Origin of the sequence: Nocardia caishijiensis NBRC 108228 (assembly GCF_001612825.1) — a bacterium.
Lineage (GTDB): Bacteria > Actinomycetota > Actinomycetes > Mycobacteriales > Mycobacteriaceae > Nocardia > Nocardia caishijiensis.
The window spans coordinates 41,544-57,614 of record NZ_BDBE01000013.1 but is presented as its reverse complement, the minus strand read 5'-3'; the positions used below and the strand labels follow the sequence as shown (position 1 = coordinate 57,614).

14 protein-coding genes are annotated in these 16,071 nt (G+C 65.4%); 8 read left to right on the top strand and 6 right to left on the bottom strand.

Annotated elements, in window-relative coordinates; translation table 11 throughout:
* The 3 genes from NC7_RS28915 to NC7_RS28910 are packed head-to-tail and all read left to right on the top strand — an operon-like array spanning position 1 to position 7,286.
* Positions 1-6,186: a toxin glutamine deamidase domain-containing protein gene (locus NC7_RS28915; RefSeq protein ID WP_157101826.1), complete on the top strand. Its 6,186-nt coding sequence runs from the start codon at positions 1-3 to the stop codon at positions 6,184-6,186.
* A gap of 9 nt (positions 6,187-6,195) precedes the next feature.
* Entirely contained in the window at positions 6,196-6,603 is a 408-nt protein-coding gene (locus tag NC7_RS03605) for a hypothetical protein (RefSeq protein WP_067978702.1), read from the top strand.
* Positions 6,604-6,659: 56 nt separating this feature from the next.
* Positions 6,660-7,286 carry an SMI1/KNR4 family protein gene (locus tag NC7_RS28910; protein ID WP_157101825.1) on the top strand — a complete coding sequence of 209 codons (627 nt, stop codon included), beginning with the start codon at positions 6,660-6,662 and terminating at the stop codon, positions 7,284-7,286.
* Positions 7,287-8,727: 1,441 nt separating this feature from the next.
* Here NC7_RS28910 and NC7_RS03595 read toward each other — a convergent pair.
* From NC7_RS03595 to NC7_RS03570, 6 genes are all read right to left on the bottom strand, one after another.
* Entirely contained in the window at positions 8,728-8,955 is a 228-nt protein-coding gene (locus NC7_RS03595; RefSeq protein WP_236573139.1) for an excisionase family DNA-binding protein, read from the bottom strand.
* A 32-nt stretch (positions 8,956-8,987) separates the two neighbouring features.
* A complete protein-coding gene (locus NC7_RS03590; protein ID WP_067978696.1) occupies positions 8,988-9,746 on the bottom strand; it encodes an ESX secretion-associated protein EspG in 759 nt (252 codons plus the stop codon).
* A gap of 33 nt (positions 9,747-9,779) precedes the next feature.
* Entirely contained in the window at positions 9,780-11,096 is a 1,317-nt protein-coding gene (locus tag NC7_RS03585) for a hypothetical protein (protein ID WP_067978693.1), read from the bottom strand.
* Positions 11,093-11,473 (bottom strand): hypothetical protein, encoded by a 381-nt coding sequence (locus tag NC7_RS03580; RefSeq protein WP_067978690.1) that lies wholly within the window; start codon positions 11,471-11,473, stop codon positions 11,093-11,095. Before NC7_RS03580 ends, NC7_RS03585 begins: the two co-directional genes overlap by 4 nt.
* 13 nt (positions 11,474-11,486) lie before the next feature.
* On the bottom strand, positions 11,487-12,011 hold the full coding sequence (locus NC7_RS03575; RefSeq protein ID WP_157101823.1) for a DUF3558 domain-containing protein: 525 nt from the start codon (positions 12,009-12,011) through the stop codon (positions 11,487-11,489).
* A gap of 105 nt (positions 12,012-12,116) precedes the next feature.
* Positions 12,117-12,743 (bottom strand): maleylpyruvate isomerase family mycothiol-dependent enzyme, encoded by a 627-nt coding sequence (locus NC7_RS03570; protein WP_067978684.1) that lies wholly within the window; start codon positions 12,741-12,743, stop codon positions 12,117-12,119.
* A gap of 68 nt (positions 12,744-12,811) precedes the next feature.
* Between NC7_RS03570 and NC7_RS03565 the strand changes: the two genes are divergently transcribed.
* From NC7_RS03565 to NC7_RS03545, 5 genes are all read left to right on the top strand, one after another.
* Positions 12,812-13,249, top strand: a complete 438-nt coding sequence (locus tag NC7_RS03565) for a MarR family winged helix-turn-helix transcriptional regulator (protein WP_067978681.1) — start codon at positions 12,812-12,814, stop codon at positions 13,247-13,249.
* Between the two features lie 158 nt (positions 13,250-13,407).
* Positions 13,408-14,568 (top strand): FAD-binding oxidoreductase, encoded by a 1,161-nt coding sequence (locus NC7_RS03560; protein ID WP_067978679.1) that lies wholly within the window; start codon positions 13,408-13,410, stop codon positions 14,566-14,568.
* 17 nt (positions 14,569-14,585) lie between these two features.
* Complete coding sequence (locus tag NC7_RS03555; RefSeq protein ID WP_067978676.1) at positions 14,586-15,344, top strand: FAD-binding oxidoreductase; 759 nt, start codon at positions 14,586-14,588, stop codon at positions 15,342-15,344.
* A 68-nt stretch (positions 15,345-15,412) separates the two neighbouring features.
* A complete protein-coding gene (locus NC7_RS03550) occupies positions 15,413-15,679 on the top strand; it encodes a type II toxin-antitoxin system Phd/YefM family antitoxin (protein WP_067978673.1) in 267 nt (88 codons plus the stop codon).
* A complete protein-coding gene (locus NC7_RS03545; protein WP_067978670.1) occupies positions 15,667-16,071 on the top strand; it encodes a type II toxin-antitoxin system VapC family toxin in 405 nt (134 codons plus the stop codon). Before NC7_RS03550 ends, NC7_RS03545 begins: the two co-directional genes overlap by 13 nt.

The window sequence follows — 16,071 nt, the reverse complement described above, 5'->3', positions numbered from 1 at the left end:
GTGGGTATCGAAATCCCCGATTCGCTCCAATGGGTCGCGAAATACATCCTCGGAGCGGGTGATTGGCCCGACGGTGACGAAACGGCGATGCGCCGCCTCGCCGACGCCTGGACCGCGACCGCCGACACCCTCAACACCGTCGACGAGGACGCGGCCAAGGCGCTGAACGCCGCACTGACCGCCCTGTCGGCGGGCGAGACCCACGACGCGATCGCCGCCTACCGCGACAAACTCCTCGCCGGTGACCAGGCCGCGTTCGCCTCGATCGCCAAGTGGTGCCAGAAACAGGCCGAACTGCTCGACGACGGTGCCAACGACATCGAGCACACCAAGCTGGTGATCATCGGCACGATGATCGTCGCGGCCGTGGAAATCGGTCTGGCACTTGCCACCTCGTGGACCGGTGTCGGTGCGGTCGCCGGTGTGGCCGCGCGCGTCGCCGCGCAGGTCGCGGTGAAGATGGCGATGAAAACACTGCTGACCCGGATGATCGCCCGCGGCATCGCCAAAGCGGCATCGCGGGCGGCCCTGCGTGGGGCGGCGTTCGAGGCGCTCGAAGAGGGTGGCATCGATGCCATCGCCCGCTCGATCCAGGTGGCCAAGGGCGACCGGTCGATGGACAAGTTCGGTTGGGCCGATCTGGGTTTGGCGACGTTCGGTGGTGCGGTCGGTGGCGCCGTCGGCGGTGGACTCGGCAACAAGCTCGACGGTGTCGGGGAAGGGTTGTCCAACGGGGTGAGCAAGCTGGCGGCCAAGTCCGTCGCCGGTGCCGGTACCGAGCTGGCCGCCGATGTTTCCGCCCAGGTTGCCGCGGCCGGTGCCGCGTCGACGCTGATGGGGCAGGAGTTCCAGCTCGATATCGGGCTGGATACGTTCACCAGTGCCGGGGCTGGTGGAGTGCAGAGTGGGTTGCAGTCCGGGGCGTTGGGTGGGAATTCGTCTGCGCCGTCGGTGCCTGAGTTGGGGGATGCCGGGGGCGGGGCGCCGTCGACTTCGCCTGCTAGTACAGGGGATTCGCCTGCGGGTGTGGGGGATTCACCTGCCGGTGGGGATTCACCTTCGGCTGGCGGGAATGAGGGCGCTACCAGCCCGGCCTCAGTCGGTGATTCGCCGGGGTCGGCCGGGGATTCGCCTTCGAGTGCGGGGAACGAGGGGGCAACCAGCACGGCCTCGGTTGGTGATTCGGCGTCTGCGGGTGATTCGCCTGGTGCGGGCGGCGATTCGCCCAGCTCGGCGGGAGACTCGCCCAACGCAGGTGGCTCGCCCAGCTCGGCTGGCGACACGTCCGGTGCTGGTGGCGGCTCCCCCAGCGCGCCCGGCGATTCCGCAAGTGGTACGCCGTCGACGGAAAGTCCTGCTGCTCAAGGGAGTTCGCTCAGCGACACCGGCGCAACGCCGCCCACCGAGGTGGCGCAGTCGAACCCCTCCGAATCCCCTTCACCGGGCAACAGCTCTCCGACCAACCAGGACAATGCTGCCCCCGCACCACAGAACGCAAACCCCAGTCAGAACCCAGCGAGCCCATCGACCGACACACCGTCGACGATCACGGATTCGCCTACCTCGAATCCCCCTACGGCCTTCCCCAGTTCGGACTCCCCCGCATCGAATCCGTCGGCGGCAAGCCCGAACGATAACCCGTCCACCGGGCCCAACCCCAACACGAACCCACCGGACACCTCCTCCCTTGCGAACGCCGCCCCCTCATCCCTGGACTTGCCACCGGTGAACACCCCACCGGTTCAATCACCCGATTCACCTCCAGCACAAGCGAACCCATCTCCCCAAACCACCGACACCAACAACCCGTCGGCCGTCGCCCCCTCCACCGCCCAACCCGGCGTCCCGAACCCGAGCACCCCAGGCCCCGCCCCGTCCTCGCCCGCACAAAACACTCCCGAAACCCGCACCCCCCAACAAACCGACCCCGCCACCACCAGCGCCGCAACGATGGCGCCCACAAATCCATCCACAACCACCCCCACAACACCCTCCTCCCAGCTCGGCCCCACGCCAACAGCGAGCACCCCGGCCAACGCCGCCCCTCCGCTCAGCACCCCGATCACCTCGACGCCCCCGCCGAGCGCACCTATCACCTCGGCCCCACCGACCAATGCGCCGAACACCACGGTGCGACCGGCCCACGCACCCAACACTTCTGTACCCCCGGCCGGCACACCAAGTAACCCGGCTCCTCCGGCCAGCACGCCCAACAACTCGATGCCGCCGTCGACAGCACCCACCACCCCGACGGCACCGTCGATCGACCAGGCCACAACCGCGACCGCCCCAGCGTCCGTACAAACGCAGACGACACCACAAACCACATCGCCAACGCCGACGACGAACCAACTCCCCGATCCCGGCTACAGCCCCGACGCCCGTCCGCTACGCGAAGCTCTGCGTAACCAACCGTCGCACGACGGCCGGACCACCGCCGTCGCCACGAACCACAACCCGTCCCAGCCGCGCCCCTCCTACCGAATTCGCCGCTATCAGATCGGCCACCGCTGGGTCTCGGTAGCCACCATCCGCGCCTACATTCCCAACACGCACCTCATGACCCCGGCGCAGTTGAGCCAGGAGATCGAATTCGCCCAGCATGCCGTCGATTCCGCGTTCAACCACGTCCAGGACCTCCTCAGCGACGACCAGTTCCTGGTCGATCTGGAGCTGACCACTGACCCGAATGCCGCTGACCTGCAACTGAACTTGCAACAACACGCGTTCGACGTGTCCAACGACCTCCGCGCACACATGGGCTTGCCGCGCAGTGCACCCGATACCCCGCTCAGCCCTGACGACCTCCGCACGATCAGCAACGACATCGCGCGGGCCAACACGCCGGCCCGGTTCACCAACCCGTCCGACAGCCGAATCATGGCACCGCGTCGTCTCGAGCCCGTCGAGCAGGCGTCGTACCAGCACACGGTCGAGGACCACCTTCGTAACGGCAACCAATTCATGGTCGGCGCAGATCCCCGAACCAATCGATACGGACAATCCATCAACGATGGTGGGCCGACACGAGGCGGGCGGAGCAATAATTGCCTCGACTGTTCGTTGTCCGCGCTCTCGTCGTTTTACGGCGTTCCCCAGGTATCGGCTCCTAGGTGGCCCGACCCACTGCCAAATGGTCTCCGAGACAACCGCAGCGGCGAAGACGAGGGCCCTCGACGGGCCGCAGCTTGGCTCGGACAGGCATTCAGTCATTTCCCCGGTATGTCGATCCCAGATCAGTTCCAAGCACTGCACAACCATATTGCGAGCCTCGGTCCGGGGTCTTCGGCACTGGTCATCAACTGCTGGCATGCACGAGACAAAAACGGAAACCCCGAATATAACGCCGACGGTTCCCCGGTGATTCGCTCCTCGCACGCCACCGTCATCGTCTATCCGCCGGGCGCAGCCGGGCCCGTATGGTGGGATCCGCAGTCGGGTGCGACCTCCGACGTCCCGCCGCCAGGCATGGTCGCCCGCTCTGCCGCCCTGGACTTCATTCCTATCGATGCGCACGGAGGTATCACGAATGCCGGAACCAATTCGAACGGCGGAACAGGCCAACCAGCTGCTGACCAGGATATTCGGACAGAACCAGGAGTTCCAGACGATCGAGACCCGACACGGCTGGGTAGCCCAGGCGATTCTTTCCCCGGAGGAATTGGAGCAGGGAATGGGACTGGGGTTGGGGAACTACGTAGTGAACAAACAAACGGGAGTCGTGACAGCTCACCGGAGCCTACCGCCAGACATGATCGGGGAGGAGTTCGACCAAGCGATCGAAACGGGCCAGACGGTCCAGGGAAGCCAGGTGTACCCCCCACTCCATCGAATCCACCTGCTGAAGACTTTCGAGGACCCACAGACAGTTCAGTATCAAGTCCGAGTGACCGACCTGGGTCAACCGAACAACCCGGAAACAACCGAACTGATCACGATCAACAAGGAAACCCTCTACTTCCATCCGAGCGGGGGTCCGCTCTCGGAAGCGACGGCGTGGGCCGAGATGCTCAGCCGGACAACGGGATCATGGCCGACAGAGGAAACGATCGAACGGTAGCGGGCGATCAGGACACCACTGCGTCAGCCTCCGCCGCGCCATCGACAGTATCGTTCGACCCGACATCGGCTTCTTCGAATCCGACGCTCTCGCCACAGGAGCGCGCGAACGCCGACAATGCCCGCCACGCCCGAGAGTCACTGCGCGCCAGCACCCCCGAAAACAATCAATCGGTCCGAGTGAACCCTTACGGCGGGAGCCCGTACCAGGTCGCTCGCTATCCCGAGGCACTCGGCCAACCAGTCCAGGTACTCCGACTCACCACCCACATCACCAGCGATCCGAACCTGCCGCCGACAGCCGTGGACGCGCTTACCGACAGCGTCCATCACAGCATCGACCACAACCTCAACCAGGGGCACCAATTCGCGAACGGTGACTGGGTGATGGTCGACATCGTCCCCGTAGCCGATCCGAACGACGCCGACCTCCACCTCGACCTCACAACCACCACCACCGAACTCGCCGGCACCGTCCGCCAACACCTCGGGCTCCCACCCCAAAGCACCCCCGGCTTCACCCCCAACGACATCAGGCAACTCGCCGCCGACATCGACCAAGCGACCATGACCGGCGCGCACCAACCTTCATGGGCCGACCCGCACACCACAGCCCCAGAAACTCCCGTCGAAACCGAGCACACCGTCGACCTCGACGCCATCCACAACACCCACGCCGAACAAACCCCCGCAGGCATCTCCCACCACCGCGGCGACCCGACCATGGGCGACCTCCCCCACCGAGTCCCCGCCGACCCCACCCGCTTCACCGCCGACACCCACATCACCCCCGACGGCCACGCCGTCATCGGCAACCAAACCCTCACCCCCGAGCAATACGGCGACCTCCTCCGCCGCACCCACTGGGACGGCACCACTCCCATCCGCCTCATCGGCTGCGACGCCTCGACCAACGGCTTCGCCGACCGCCTCGCCCAACACCTCGGCGTAGAAGTCCTGGCCCCCACTCAAGCCGCCTGGACCGACACCAACGGAAACGTCTTCAGCACCAGCGCAATCACCAACCCCGACGGCACCCGCTCTCCCCGCGTCCCGCCGGATGGGCAATGGCAATCCCACCACCCAACCGGCACCACTGCGTCCCACGGGACCGATGCGACCGCGCCCGGAGCCACACCAAATGCGGTTGATGCTGAAAGTGCGGTGGACCGCTCCCGACCGGCGACGAGCGACACGCCCCCACCAGGCCACGAAACACCCTTCGGCGACCGCCGAGACGATGTCCGAGATCGAATCACCCCACCTCGCCGAGTAATTAACAGCCCGCTGCTCGACCCGAACAACCCAGACCACGTCAACGCCCGCGGAACCCTCCGTCCAGACGAGTACCCCCTACCAGTCCCACCTGGCAACCCGACGAACCAACTTCACGGCCAGACTCCGAACGGGGCCCCGTTCACGGACACCATCTACGGAGACCCACCTGCCCACACCACCGTCCGCGATTACCACCCACGCATTGCCGAGTATCCCCGACGAACCGGCGGCACATTTACCGCTCTACGCCATGAACAACAAGTAATCTTCCCGCCCGATGCCGATGGCAACGTCCAATCGTTCTCACGATCCCAGGTGGGCGATAACGTAGTCCTCACTGAGTCACTCAACGGGCGGCACGTAGCGACCACCGGCGTCGTCCGTCACGATTTCTCTACCGGAGACGCCGTCAACCGTGATCGTGACAGCGCCGAGGCAACTGCGGCGACAAACGTCGGCCATGAAGGCGTGGCGCCTCCAGGCACTAACATCACACATGATGGCGGCCATGCGTCCAGCTACCGCACTACCCTGGACAGAGGACTCGTGAACCTTTTCGCCCAAGAGAGTGAATTCAACCAACGACAGTTTCGGGTACTGGAGAACGCGATTGCAGACTGGCCCCGATCGCGGACGGGCCGCGAAACCCATATCGATTTCCGAACAGACCCTCCCGGCTCGGTAACACCAGAGACGGTGATCGGGACAGTGACGATGGTCGATTCGCGGGGTGAGGTTTATCGCGAGCTAATTTTAAGTTTCAGCAACCGAGGCGGCAACTCTTTCACCCGCAAAGAACACGAGATTCAACTAAGAGATTTCAGAAAATACGACGAACACCAGACGTAGGAGGGTTCCATGACCGACATCGACGAGGCCGAAATAGTCACCGAACTCGTGCAAGCAACGGGGGAATCGGCGACGCTCGCATATCCCGACTGGACGCATGCGGTATCGACCAACGTTCAGACGGCCCGAGGAGTCAGTACGGCCCTCGTGGTCGCATACCGTGGCGAGGAAGGCAAGATTGTGAGCTTTTTCCGCCACGGCGATCTAAGCCACCGCGTGGCGAAGTATTCGGACAGATTGTTCGTGGCGCAGGGGTCGGAGTGGGCTGGAATGAAATGCAGCGTTGCACGATCAGGACTCTTCCGTATCGAGTACTCGTACGACGGCGACGAAGCGATCAAGTGGGCTAATCAAGTCATTTCAGGACTCAGCCCTGACGAACTCGTGGAAATCCTTAGGCCATCAGGCGACCTCTAAGCAGGGTCACGACAAAAGGCTGGCACCAGAGACAGAGGCAGCAGATGGGGAGTGACGTGTCGATCTTGACACAACGCATTTGGGATGTGTTGGTCGAGCGTGGTTTCCAGCCAGTACTGCGGCGCGGGGGTGGCGACGCCAGCACCTATGAAGAGCAGACCGGAGTGGCTGCGCCAGCGGAGGCGGTCGAGTTGTGGTCAGCACTCGGTGGGCGTGAAATTCTGGGGATGAACCTGGAAGGTCCTCAGTCAGCTGGGCGCTGGTGTGCTGTTCGGGCGGATGAGGCCGAGTCCAGCGGGCCTGGCGTCCCTTACGAAGAACTGAACGGATCAGCTGATGGGGCTGTGCGGATGGTGTGGTGGGACCGTGGTTGGTGCCCACTTCACGCCTCCGCCGATTGGGCGGTCGCGGTCGATACACATCCTGGCACGAAGGGGCAAGTAGGACAGGTAATTTTCTGCGATCTGGATGTGGACTGCGTTCGAGAAGCCGTGTGGGGCTCGGTTGCCGAGTTCCTCCGTGATGTGCTCGCGGTTGTCTCCTCCGATGCGCTGATCGTGGAGAACGGCCACGGGCAGTTGGAACACGTCGACAACTGGACCCGCAGTGTTCTGATCGCGGTGTACGAGCTCGGACTGGCTCGCCGAGATGGTCGACCGAGCCCGCTTCCCGGGATCCCTTAGTACCGCAACGGTACTGGGTTGGATCAGCTTTCTTCGCGGCGGTGAATGTGGTTGCAGCGGAGTCGGATCAGCTGAACGAGCTGGTTGGTGGTTCTCTGCACATTTCATCATGTGGTACGACAACCGCCGCAACCTTCGCACGTTCGGAACAGCGGAGCCTCGGTGGGCGAACCCGCCAGCCGATGACATCTACCGCGAAGAAATTCAGCTGGCCGAGCTCAATAATGTCTCGCCGGTACCAACCTGGCTGACACAACGATAGGCTGACGGGGCGGTTTCATATCTAATCCAATTATGAGCCGAGGAATGCGAGTGATTAGTCGCAATGTGATCCCTATCCGCCAAAGGATGATAGTTCTCATTGGGCCGGGATCGCCAGTAATGTGCAACCTTACCTGCACGATGGAAGGGGTGGAGTACACCATAGAAATTGTGACTGAGCAACAAATCTGCGCAGTTACTGCTGAGAGTGCATTCGGTGCGCTAGCCGAACTTCGTACAGCTCTCCAATGCGACGGCTTGACCCCGGCTGTTCAAGGCGCTTGCATCGATGTGTACCCGAGCGGATTGCAACTCAATATGACAGGAGGGGTGCGTGCATACCGACGGTCTGGCAGTGCGCGACCTTCTGTTGTGGAAATATTTGCAGACGTGCCAGAGTGCGAGTATGACCGTTTGGTGACCGTGCGGGAACAGCGCGTGAACTTCGAAAATATGAGGGGTTTGCGGAATGGTGGATAAAGACGATGCCATGACAACAACAGGTCAGGGACAGTAGGCGGTCAGCGATGGAGCACCCAGGGGTGCCGGTGTCGTACCCCCCTTCCCCGGACTCCCGATCACCATGCCCCGATAGACCCTCTCGGCCAACACTTCTGGCCGCGCGTCGCATCGGACGCGTGGCGTGGGTTGGACCGTGGCGAAGGTGTGCACTCCCGGCCGTCACGGTGCGCACGTGCGAGGCGTACGACGGTGGTACTCGCAGACGGCTGTTTAGTGGGTTGGCTCGTTCCCCGGTCGGGCTCGTCGATAACGACCGCAGCGCGGCCCACCTGGGAGAACCCGGGAACGAAACGACTGGTCGCGTCCGAGCGTGAGGAGCATCGATCCGCTCCTGGCATCAGGACGACCGCTCGGCGCTGGAGCATGCCTGAGCGATGAAGGTAGGGTTACCTCCACGGTGCGAACAGCTGAGGTCTGTCTCGTACCCAGGCCCTCGGCGAGCGTTGGCGCGCTCCCGGGGGCCGAACTATTGTGCGCGACGTTACACCCGAAAGCTATTGATCAGCAACAACGTTGCCCGCGGTGGGGTGGGACGCTTCGATCGGCCGGTCCGATCATCTGTCGGATCGACGGTACGCATCGGCTCGTGGTCGTTCACGACATCGAACGTCGCCGCGATCTGTATCAATAGTCTGCGACTACTCAGTGACTGCCATGGTCAGATGCCGAGTTCCTGCCCGAGATCGGCGAGTTCATCGGCGGCCGCGCGGCTTCGGGCCGCAATACGTCGCCGGTAGTCCTCGAGGTCGTCGGGTTCGATGCCGCAATGGGTTCCGACCAGGCGAAAGGGGATCTCCCCGGCGTCCAGCAGACCGACGACATGCGGACGCGAAACATTGAACAGATCCGCGGCCTGCTGGGTGGTCAACTCTCTGTGGGTGGACACGCACTGACTGTATGACGTCCGAGCAAACGAATTCAGTGGGGGAGGTAGGCGCCGGTGCGGGCTCTGGTTGCGGTGGATTGGAGGATGGTGGTGAGGGTTTTGTGGATTCGGGTGGGGGTGGTGGGTTTCACGGTGAAGGTGGTTTCGCCGTAGAAGACGTAGCGGCCGTCGCCGGGGAGGTCGTGGAGTTGGAAGTCGTCGCGGCCTTCGGTGTGGCGGTTGTCGACGCTGGCGTGGGCGTAGACGCCGATGTGGGTGAGGGTGTCGGTGGGTTTGGCGAGGAAGGATTCGAGACGCTCACGGGGGGTGGGGTTCCAGCGGTCGCGGACGTGGGGGCGGGGGGCGCCGAGTTCGGCTGCGGTGACGCGGATTTCGCGGCCACGACCGGGGGCCACCTTGGGGAGGGTGGACAGGACGGCGGCGGCGAGGGCGTCGGGGCTGAGCAGGTGCAGGGTGATGTCGCCGGGGTTGTTGACATCGCCGGGGGCCTGCACGGCCAGGGAGGCGTAGGTGTCGCGGGTGCCGCCGTGAGCGCGGATGGTCCGCACGCCTCGGGACGCGCCCGCCACCTCGATACGGGCGTGCGGCGCGAGCAGGGCGGCCATGGCGCGGTCGAGGTCGGAATCGAATTCGGCCATCAGGTTCTCGGCGGCCTTGCGGCGCAGACGCAGGACCTCGGCGTGGGTCTCGACGTCGGTGTACTGGTGATGTAAGGGGTACGGGAGGACGTCACGGCCCGCGGCCTCCCACAGGGTGCGGAAGTCGAGGGCGGTCAGATGCCAGGTACGCACGGGAAATCTACTCTGTTCCATCGAGATCGGCACTCAGTCGGCGCCGATGACCGGCGGGACCATCTTGGGCAGGCTGTCCAGTCCGGTGAGTTCCTCGCCGTTCTCCTGCGTGACGAGGTAGTCGGGAACACCTTTGGTCGATTCGTCGTCCTTGCCACCGCCACGACCCGCGCCCGGACTCATCATGCCCGGCATGCCCGAGCGAGCCGCGGTGCCCGCCGAACCACCACGATTGGCGCCCGCGGCCGCCGACGCGGCGCCGCCGGGGAGGGCCGCACCCGCCCCTGGCGAACTGGAGCCGGGAGCACCGGCACCCGGCACGCCTGAGCCAGGCGCGCCGCCGCTGGGAACGCCTGTGCCACCCGGAGTTCCAGGTGTCGTGGACTGCGGGGCGGTGGCGGCGGGCGTCGTCGCGGCCGGGGTGGTCGACGATGGGTCGGTGGTCTGCGGGGTGTCGTCGTCGGAGGAGTTCTGGTCGTCGTCGGGAGAGGGTTCCTCGGCGGGAGATTCGCCGGGGTCGGTGGTCGGGGTGACCGCCGACGGCGTGCTCGGCGCGGCGGCGAGCTGACTGCCCGGCGAGCCCCCGACACCGGGGCCGGAACCGCCGCCACCGGGGATCTCGGGTACGCCGCCAGGGTTGTCCACGGTCTTGGGAACAGGGATGACCGGGACATTCGTGTCGGACTCGTAGATCACCGGCGCGTAGACGGTTTGGAGCACACGCACCGCCTCGACCCGCGCATTCTCTTCCGCCACATCGTCATTGCGCCACGAACGACCCGCGAACAGCCCGGCGAAGTTGTCGACGCCGCTGCGATGCTCGGGCTGATGCGGCACGAGACGTTTCGTCGGCTCGAGGCCGGTGCGCAACTCCACCAGCTTGTTGCTGGTGAGTGCGGCGGCGGTGCTGACCCTCTTGCCGGTGGTGTCGTAGGCGGCGACAGTCTGAGCGGCGGCGGTGGCCGCCGAACCCGCCCAGACATCGGGAGACATGCCATGCGCGATCTGCTTGCGGAACTCGTCGAGCGAGGTGGAGTTGCGGGAGGAGATCTCGGTCCACGCCCCGATCAGATCGTTGACGGCATCGAGATCGATCTTGTCGACCTTGGCGCGCAGTTCGGCGACGCTACCGGCGAACAGGTTGTTCTTGGCCACGGTCTGCGGGCGGTACTCACCGTCGAAACCCAACTGGCTCGCCTGCTGGCGGGCGACGGCGCGCTGGTCGTTGTACTGGTCCTGGATGTCGGCGATCTCGGAACTGTCGAGTTCGCCGTCGTCACCGGAGAAGGAGACCAGTTCGCGGAGGTTGCCGAGCAGGTCGAGGCCGTTGATGCTCTGCATGCCGGTCATGGGGCGACCTGCGCGTTGAGGTAGTCCATGGCGTTGGCGTTCTGGATGTCGGTGCCTGCGAGGCGTTTGAAGGAAAGGGCGAAAACTTCGCGGAGTTGCTGGACGGCTTCGATGTCCTTCATGACCACGGCATCGATCGAATTCGGATCACCTGTCGCCTGGAGGAGGAATTTCTTCTCGAGATCCTTACCGATCTGAAAATCACCGAAACCGGTCACGTTCTGCGCGCGGCGGGCGATGCCGAGAATCTCGCGGAGGGCAGCAAGGCGGTCGTCACACGCCTTGTACATATGGAAGGCAGCGGCTTCGTCGTTGAGATATACCTCGCCCGCCTTGGCCTGGCCGAGCAATACGCTGTAGGCCGTGTTCTCACTCACGTGACACTCCCGCTCAGCTCGGAAAGATCGGAACCAGTACTTCGCCCGCGCGAGCGAGGTACTCGCAGGGGTCGTCGAGACCGGACTCGAGGGGCGAGTTGAGAATCTGCAATTGGACGATGCCGCGCTGGGCAGGAAAGACCACATCGCAACCGAGGTCCTTCGACGCCCCGCTGACCTTGAATTCACGACCCGAGCGGCCCGCGATTGTGACGTCCCGGAAGTCGACATTGCCAGGCTTCTGCTCGAACTGCTCAACCGTCTTGTCGGTCGTGTACACAGTGAGCGCGAACTCACGCGCGTCCCACGCGCAGATCTCCCACCCCGATTGCGGAACTCCGCCGACCCCCTTCTCCTCCGACGCAGGATCCACCCCGACCTCCGTCAACAACGCGTCAGGAATCTCCGTGCACGGATTCCACAACACCGGCTTGGCCGTCGTAGTCGTCCCCTTCGACGTCGACTCCCCCGCCTCGCACCCGGCCGACCCGACAACCGCCAGACCAGCGAGCACCATCGCCATTCCCGCCCGTTTCATCCCCACCCCTTCTCGCCGGTCCACTGCTTTGACCTGGGAGATTAGCACGGGCCCCCGGCGTCGGGCCGGGGTCGAGCGGTGAGCAAACCGACAGCAGACGGGCGCTCAGAGGGCGGTCAGCGAGTCGACACCCGGACCCGTCAGGGCAGGCAACACGCCGGGTCTCGCGGTGAGGAGCAGGAGCAGGTCCAGCGTGGTGCCTCGGATTTCGGGGCCGGTACCAACGGTCCAGGCGGAGTCCTCGGCAACCAGGGACAGACCCGGCAGCCGACGGCGGGCCCAGAACGGCCAACCCATCGACCAGACACGCTGGGCGGCAACCGCGCACGCCTGCGGGTCGACCTCGATCGTTCGCCCCAGCGGGCGGGCGATGTCCTGGGCGTGGACGATCACGTCGAAATGGATGTTGCGGTGGTTGGTGACCACGGGCAGTTCGCGGGAATCGGCCAGCGCGGCGAGGGTGGTGGCCAGATCGGGAGTGGTGTCGGCGTAGCGGACGGCCAGGTCGTGATTGAGGCGGTGGAAGCTGCCTCGGGCGCGGGCGGCCTCGCGCAGCATGGCGAGCGGGCCTGGCGGCTGCGGTGCCAGCGCGACGTGGGCGGCGACATCGCGAACGCGCCAGCCCGCGCACAGCGACGGGGTGTCGAGTTCGGCGTCGGTGAGTTCGGCAAGGAGTGCGGCGATGGCGCGGAGCTGATCGGCGATGGTCCGCCAGTATTGATCGAGGTCCATGCTCGGCTCCTTGTAGTCAGCCTTTCTGACTAATATAGTCAGTGTTACTGACCGAATCAAGGAGTGTCATGTCCGCTGACGAGCTCAATCTGGGAGTTCTGCTCTTCATTCCGCACCGGGAGATGGAACGGCGGGTGCTCGACGCGCTGAGCGACGGCGGGTTCGACGACCTCACCCAGGCCCAGGCGCGACTGGTCGCGCGAATCGGGCCCGACGGCTCGCGATTGACCGATCTGGCCGCGCAGGCACAGGTCACCAAGCAGACCGCGAGCGTGCTCGTCGACCAACTGGTGCGCGCCGGGTACCTGCTGCGCGAGCCGGACCCCCGCGACGGCCGCGCGCGGCTGCTGCGACTGTCGGCCACCGGGGAACGCGCCGTCGGGGTCGCGAACGAGGCGGCGCGACAGGTGGAATCGGAATGGGTCGCCCACCTCGGCCCGCGCCGGTCGAGCGCGCTGCGCGGGGCACTCGAGGAACTGCGGAAGATCACCGACCCATATCGATGACGCGAAGTCGCGGACGCGCGGCGGCGCCGGGCATACGATCCGCGAGGCGTGATGAGCATCCCTGCACCGAGCTGGCGTTTTCGGGGGATACTTGAGACGGCGGCCGCCACGGGGGCGGGGCCACAGGGCAGCAATTCTAGGAAAGGGAGCTTGACGACGTGGATGCGCGTTCGCTTGCGCTGGTCCGCGCCGATTTTCGCGGAGTGATGGAGGCACCGGGCGGCCCCGAGCGGCTGACCAGGGCTTTTTACGGGCACCTGTTCGCACAGGACCCCCGATTGCGTGATCTCTTTCCGCCGACCATGGACATGCAGCCCAAACGGCTGACGACGGCGGTGCAGTTCGTCCTCGAACATCTCGACGACTTCGACCGCGCCCAGCGGTTCCTCGAGCAACTGGCGCGCGACCACCGCAAGTACGGGGTCGAGGCCGATCACTACGACATGGCGGGCCTCGCGTTGCTCGGTGCGCTGCGCACCTACCACGGCAACCGCTGGAACAGGGAACTCGACGAGGGCTGGCGCGACGTCACCATCGTGATCTCGGCGGCCATGGCGATCGGCGCCAACCAGGACAAATCGCAGCCGTACTGGGACGCGACGGTGGTCGGTCACCGCCGGGTGCTCGACGACCTGGCCATCGTGCGGTTGCAGGCCGACAGCCCGATCCCGTTCAAGGCGGGTCAGTACGTGCCGATCGCGGTGCCGCAGCGGCCGAACATGTGGCGGTACCTCTCGCCCGCCATTCCCGCCAACCCGTACGGCGAGATCGAATTCCATGTGCGCCGGGTGAGCGGCGGCTGGGTGAGCCCGGCCATCGTGAACGACACCGCGGTGGGCGACCGGTGGAAGATCGCCGGGCCGCTCGGCGGGCTGCAGGTCGATCGTGAATCCGGGCGCGATGTGCTGATGATCGGCTCCGGCACCGGGATCGCGCCGCTGCGGGCACAGCTGATCGAGATGAGTCAGCGCGGCATCAACCCGCGCGTGCACTTCTTCATCGGCGGGCGGTTCCCCGGCGACCTGTACGACGTGAACAACATGTGGCAGCTGTCGCAGTCGAACCCGTGGCTCACCATCGTGCCGGTGTGCGAGGAACCGGAGAACCCGTGGTGGTACCCGCCGACCCCGTCGGAGCCGCCGCCGGGCATGCACCGCAGGCTCACCGGCAACCTGGGCGCGGTGGTCACCAGTTTCGGCGCCTGGGCCGACCGGCAGATCCAGATCGCCGGATCGGCCAAGATGATCGACGACACCCGCCGCGCCCTCATCCGGGCGGGCACCCCGAGCGATATCATCGCGGCCGATCCCGTCGGCTGACCGTGCGAAAGTGACTGATGAGCAACGAGTTTCCCAGCCCGGCCTGGACGGCGACCGTTGTCGGTCACCATCGGCTGCGCAACGATCTGGCCGTGATTCGGCTGATCGGTGACTTCGTCCCGTTCGCCGCGGGCGGGTCGGTTGAGGTGGAGACACCGCAGCATCCGGGGGTGCGGCGGCGGTTGTCGCCCGCGCTGCCGCCCTCGCTGGACGGCAAACTCGAGTTCCACGTGCGGACGGTGCCGGGCGGGTGGTGCTCGGGGTCGATCGTGGCCGACACACAGCCGGGCGACCAGTGGCGAATCAACGCTCCGCACAGCGTGTTCGCCGTCGACCCCGACGCGGCCGAGGTGGTGATGATCGCGGGCGGCACCGGGTTGGCACCGATGCGCGCCCAGATCCTCGACCTGGCCCGCCGCGACAACCCGCCGCGCACCTACCTGTTCTTCGGCGGCCGCAGCCCTCGCGACCTCTACGCCGCCGACATGCTGTTCCTGCTGGCGGGCGAATTGCCATGGCTCACGGTGATTCCCGTGGTCGAAAGCCCCGACGACCCGCCGATCCGCGACGAATGGCACGAACAGACCCGCGTCGACATCGGCTTCGCGCCCTCGGAAATGCTGCACGGCACCCTCGCCGACGTGGCCACCGCCCACGGGCCCTTCGACCGCCACCAGGTCCTGATCTGTGGCTCCCCCGCGATGGTCGCCACCACCACCGACCGCCTCGTCGCCGGTGGCACTCCCCCAGCCAACATCACCACCGAGGGTGCTTGACCTGAGCAGTTCCACCATGGAGCGAGCGAAAACGTCATCAGATTATCCGATTCTGATAACATGATCCCATGAAGGAAATCAGCGCGACCGAGGCTGCGCGGGCATTCGCCCGGGTACTCGACGAGGCCGAGGCGGGTGAGGAGTTCCTGATCACCCGCAAGGGAGTATGCGTGGCAAGGCTCCTGCCCGCACCGCGTGCGAACGGGACCGCGCTCAATCGGCTGTCCAGGCAGTGGGCCGGGAAAATCGGGCTGGACGAGGAATTCGTCGCAGCGGTCGATTCGCTCGACGAGTACGCCCGCGGCGATCAGGACCGTGACCCGTGGCAAAGCTGATCCTTGATACCGGCGTACTGATCGCCGTCGACCGGGGAACCGTCGATCTGCCGCAGATCATTTCCGACGACGACAACGTCGCGGTGGCGTCAATTGTTATCGCGGAGTACCTGACCGGGCTTGCCGGACAGACCAACCCGGCCCGGCAAGCGAGCGCACGGGAATTCCTGACCCAGTTCCGCGCCGTTGTGCCGAGCATTCCCTACGACGACACCATCGCCGAGCAGCACGCGGAGCTGTTGACCTGTGTTCGCGCTGCAGGGACACCACGGGGCGCGCACGATCTGATCATCGCGGCCACCGCGCGGACGACAGGCCGCACCCTCGTGACGACCGATCGGCGCGCGAAGTTCGAGGAGCTACCGGGAGTGGACGTCAGGTTGATCGGATAG

Bases quoted from the DNA above. Each gene is read 5' to 3' on its own strand.
- NC7_RS03550 (WP_067978673.1), top strand. From the start codon at position 15,413: ATGAAGGAAATCAGCGCGACCGAGGCTGCGCGGGCATTCGCCCGGGTA.
- NC7_RS03585 (WP_067978693.1), bottom strand. From the start codon at position 11,096: ATGACCGGCATGCAGAGCATCAACGGCCTCGACCTGCTCGGCAACCTC.
- NC7_RS03570 (WP_067978684.1), bottom strand. From the start codon at position 12,743: ATGGACCTCGATCAATACTGGCGGACCATCGCCGATCAGCTCCGCGCC.
- NC7_RS03575 (WP_157101823.1), bottom strand. From the start codon at position 12,011: ATGAAACGGGCGGGAATGGCGATGGTGCTCGCTGGTCTGGCGGTTGTC.
- NC7_RS03555 (WP_067978676.1), top strand. From the start codon at position 14,586: ATGAGCAACGAGTTTCCCAGCCCGGCCTGGACGGCGACCGTTGTCGGT.
- NC7_RS03605 (WP_067978702.1), top strand. From the start codon at position 6,196: ATGACCGACATCGACGAGGCCGAAATAGTCACCGAACTCGTGCAAGCA.
- NC7_RS03565 (WP_067978681.1), top strand. From the start codon at position 12,812: ATGTCCGCTGACGAGCTCAATCTGGGAGTTCTGCTCTTCATTCCGCAC.